Source organism: Yoonia sp. (assembly GCF_017854415.1).
In the GTDB taxonomy this organism is placed as follows: Bacteria; Pseudomonadota; Alphaproteobacteria; order Rhodobacterales; family Rhodobacteraceae; genus Yoonia.
In genome coordinates this window covers 1-2,639 of record NZ_JAFMHR010000072.1, presented here as the reverse complement: position 1 = coordinate 2,639, position 2,639 = coordinate 1, and the positions used below count along the sequence as shown (strand labels likewise).

At 54.5% G+C, this 2,639-nt stretch carries 3 protein-coding genes; all 3 read left to right on the top strand.

The window, feature by feature from the left end; translation table 11 throughout:
* Window positions 1–516, top strand: a 516-nt coding sequence (locus tag QZ197_RS09545; protein WP_296431676.1) for an ABC transporter permease subunit, incomplete at its 5' end; no start/stop codon positions are given.
* Window positions 516–1,355, top strand: a complete 840-nt coding sequence (locus QZ197_RS09540; protein WP_296431691.1) for an ABC transporter permease — start codon at window positions 516–518, stop codon at window positions 1,353–1,355. The genes QZ197_RS09545 and QZ197_RS09540, both read left to right, overlap by 1 nt.
* Window positions 1,356–1,399: 44 nt before the next feature.
* Window positions 1,400–2,395: an ABC transporter substrate-binding protein gene (locus tag QZ197_RS09535; RefSeq protein WP_296431675.1), complete on the top strand. Its 996-nt coding sequence runs from the start codon at window positions 1,400–1,402 to the stop codon at window positions 2,393–2,395.
* Window positions 2,396–2,639: the final 244 nt, after the last annotated feature.

The window sequence follows — 2,639 nt, the reverse complement described above, 5'->3', positions numbered from 1 at the left end:
ATGGACCTGTCTGTCATGCCTTGGGCTATTGTCAGCCAGACCATTCCAATCCTTGCGCTGGCACCGATGGTCATTGTGGTGTTGGGTTCAATGGGCATCCAGGGATTGTTCCCTAAATCCATTATCGCTGCGTACTTGTCGTTCTTTCCTGTGGTCGTTGGCATGGTCAAAGGCCTGCGCAGCCCCGACCAGATGCAGCTTGATTTGCTGCGCACCTATAATGCTTCGAAATCACAAGGCTTTTGGGCGCTACGCCTTCCGGCCTCTGCACCCTATCTTTTCGCATCCTTGAAAATCGGGATATCCGCATCTTTGGTCGGCACAATCGTTGCCGAACTGCCCACAGGCGCACGGGCAGGTTTCGGTGCACGCATGTTGGTCGGTGACCAATACGGCCAGCCGCTTGTGTCTTGGGCTGCATTGTTTGCGGCGGCAATCACTGCGGCTGCACTGGTTGCTATCTTTAGCTTTATCGAACGCATGACCCTCAAACGGATGGGGATGGCCGCGACATGATGGCGACCGTTGGTGCATTGGTTGTGTGGGGTGCTGGTTGGTGGCTGAATGTGCGGCTGGCCAATGGACCGCGATCAGACCAACCTGTGATCAGGGCCCTGATACCTGCGATTTTCGGCATTACGGTGATCCTCGTGTGGGAACTGCTGGTCTGGGCCTACGACGTGAACCCCGTGATCCTACCTGCGCCTTCATCCATCGGGGCGCGTATGATAATTGAAGGCCCACGACTATGGGCTGACTTTCAGCAGACCATCATCAAAGGTGCGATGACTGGCTATGTCATTGGCGGCTTGGCAGCATTTGGCGTGGCCATCCTAGCTGATAGATCCGATTTCCTGACCCGTGGCATCCTGCCTGTCGGTGGTTTCATGGCTGCATTACCCATCGTCGGTACCGCCCCGATTTTCGTGAAGTGGCTGGGAAGCGACTGGGAATCCAAAGCGGCGGTTGTTGCCGTCATGGTCTTTTTCCCGATCCTTGTGAACACTGTGGCTGGCCTGAAAGACACCAGTGCAATGCAACGTGATCTGATGCGAACCTATGGGGCAGGGTACTGGCCGACACTGCTCAAGCTTCGCCTGCCTGCCGCAATGCCTTTTATCTTTAACGGACTTAAAATCGCGACCACTTTGGCACTGATCGGGGCGATTGTTGCTGAATTTTTTGGCTCTCCCACGGTCGGCATGGGCTTTCGGATATCAACAAGCTTTGGACAGCTTGCACTCGACATGGTCTGGGCCGAGATTGTCATCGCAGCCTTGGCGGGAAGTGGATTCTACGGGGCAATCACTTTGATCGAAAAGAGGGTAACATTTTGGCACCCTTCACAACGTTAAGAACGACGCCGAAACGGCGCATTTATTTCAACAAGGAGAACGACATGAAAAAGATGATAATGGCGGCTGCACTGGCCGCGAGTATGGGCGGCACAACTGCTTATGCCGACGGACATGCGAATACAGTTACGTTGCAACTTCAATGGGTCACGCAAGCGCAGTTTGCGGGCTACTATGTGGCGCTCGATAAAGGGTTCTATGAAGCCGAAGGTCTGGACGTGACCGTGCTTGCTGGTGGTCCTGATATCGCACCACCACAGGTTCTTGCAGGCGGCGGCGCTGATGCAATGCTGAACTGGATGCCATCCGCATTAGCTGCACGTGAAAAAGGTCTGCCGGTTGTGAACATCGCGCAGCCGTTCAAGACATCCGGTTTGATGCTGACCTGCTGGAAAGACACCGGCATCACGTCAGTTGCAGATTTCAAAGGCAAAACGATCGGCGTTTGGTTCTTCGGCAACGAATATCCGTTCCTGTCGTGGATGTCCCAAGAAGGCATTTCAACTGATGGCGGCGAAGATGGCGTGACGGTCCTCAAGCAAGGTTTCAACGTCGATCCACTGCTGAACCGCGAAGCTGATTGTATCTCGACGATGACTTACAACGAATACGGTCAGGTGCTTGATGCAGGCGTGAGCCCGGACGAACTGGTGACGTTCAAATACGAAGAACAGGGTGTTGCGACGCTAGAAGACGGGATCTACGTTCTGGAAGAGAACCTTGATGACCCTGTGTTCGTTGACAAGATGGTCCGCTTTGTGCGCGCCTCGATGGAAGGCTGGAAATATGCTGAGGCCAATCCTGAGGAAGCCGCAGGCATCATTCTGGACAACGACGAAACAGGTGCACAGACCGAAGCCGCACAAGTGCGCATGATGGGTGAAATCGCCAAACTGACAGCCGGTTCAAACGGCGCGCTTGATCCTGCCGATTACGAGCGGACAGTTGCTACATTGCTTGCTGGTGGTTCTGATCCCGTTATCTCTGCGGCACCAGAAGGTGCGTGGACACATATGATCACGGACCAAGCGCTGAATTAAGCAATCGCTTGCGAAGACGGTGCGCCCCGGCCTTCTGGCTGGGGCGCATTTTTGCGGAAAGGCGTTCGTTTTTTGGGACGTCGGTTCCTGGCGCGGTCTTGTTGTCGATCAGGCCAGTCGAAAACCGTCGGGAAGCAGGTGAATTTGTGCTTCATCAAGAACGATTTCGCCAAGCTGGCGCAAAATCTCACTTGATTGCGTGCTTGACTGCCAGTGCAGCGAAATCTTGATGCGCGTATCGGGA